The organism is Peribacillus sp. NPDC056705, from assembly GCF_043656335.1.
Window position 1 is genome coordinate 1 of the sequence record NZ_JBHTYI010000218.1, and the last position, 1,237, is coordinate 1,237.

2 protein-coding genes are annotated in these 1,237 nt (G+C 54.6%); both read left to right on the forward strand.

Features of this window, described 5'->3' with window-relative positions; genetic code table 11:
• The coding region (locus tag ACFRAK_RS29080) for an MBL fold metallo-hydrolase (protein WP_394573210.1) at positions 1–544 on the forward strand (544 nt) is incomplete at its 5' end.
• Positions 541–1,116 carry a TetR/AcrR family transcriptional regulator gene (locus ACFRAK_RS29085; protein ID WP_394573211.1) on the forward strand — a complete coding sequence of 192 codons (576 nt, stop codon included), beginning with the start codon at positions 541–543 and terminating at the stop codon, positions 1,114–1,116. The genes ACFRAK_RS29080 and ACFRAK_RS29085, both read left to right, overlap by 4 nt.
• The last annotated feature ends 121 nt before the right edge of the window (positions 1,117–1,237 follow it).

Consider the following 1,237-nt stretch of genomic DNA (forward strand, 5'->3'; position numbering starts at 1 on the left):
CATTGTATTAACCCACGCTCATGGTGATCATGTCGGCGCACTCGACGGGTTAAAGTCCGTCTACCCCGATGCCACCGTATATATTTCGCAGCGCGATGCTGAATTGTTAAAAGGCAACAGCGCGCTTCAGCCGGGGGAACCCCAGACTCCCGTTCGTGGTGATTTGCCCAAGAATATTCAGACCGTTCCTGATGTCCTGCTGAAAGATGGCGACACGGTGGGCTCTCTGCTAGCGATAGCGACCCCAGGACATACACCCGGACATATGGCATGCATGGATCAGCGCAGCCGCATACTGATCGCTGGCGATGCTTGGCAGACCCGAGGCGGATTAGCCGTATCCGGCGTCCTTAACCTCTGGTTTCCGTTCCCCGCCATAGCGACGTGGAATAAAGAGCGCGCACTACAGAGCGCTGCCGCACTGACCGCGCTGAAGCCCACCGTTCTGGCTGTTGGCCATGGCAACATGCTGAAAGACCCTGTAGAACAAATGCAGCAAGCGGTCAACAGGGCAGAGTCTCTCCTCAAGGAGCGTACAACATGAGTCCAAGACCCGGTATCGATCGACTTCATCTACTTCAGACCGCAGCAGAACTTGCTGATGAGAGCGGATTTCATACGATCACCTTGGCAGCACTGGCAGGCAGACTCGGAGTCCGCTCTCCCTCTCTATATAATCATATCGATGGGCTGCCAGGCCTGCACCAGGCCTTAACCCTGTGTGGCCTTCAGGTTCTTCAGCAGCAGCTGCTGAATGTGTTGGCCGGACGTTCCGGCGAAGATGCGCTTCGCCAAGCCTGTCTCACCTATGTTCATTTCGCTAGAACCCGGCCTGGATTATATGAAGCTGCCTTGCAGCCGATTCTGCCGGAGCAGAGGGAGATACAACAGGTTGGCGATCAGATCGTTGAACTGCTTCTGCAAGTGCTGGCCCCCTTCTCGCTGGAGCGAGCAGAAGCCCTTCATACGGTGCGCATGCTGCGAAGCTTATGCCACGGCTTTGCTTCTCTGGAGCGTGCCGGGCAGTTTGCACTCGACTTGGACCGGAACGCAAGCCTGGAGTTTATGATAACCGTGTTCATCGATGGTTTGAACCTACATGAGGAACGATCATGAGCCTAATGTTTAGCAAATCGCCTTGCTGAAGCATCCGCATCACCCTCGATCCCTTAAGCCGTCTGATTTTGTGTGAGATCAGAATATGCTATAATCGAAACACAGCATCTCGGATGTTATC

Excerpts from the sequence above, each read along its gene's own strand:
- ACFRAK_RS29085 (WP_394573211.1), top strand. The coding sequence starts at position 541 with ATGAGTCCAAGACCCGGTATCGATCGACTTCATCTACTTCAGACCGCA.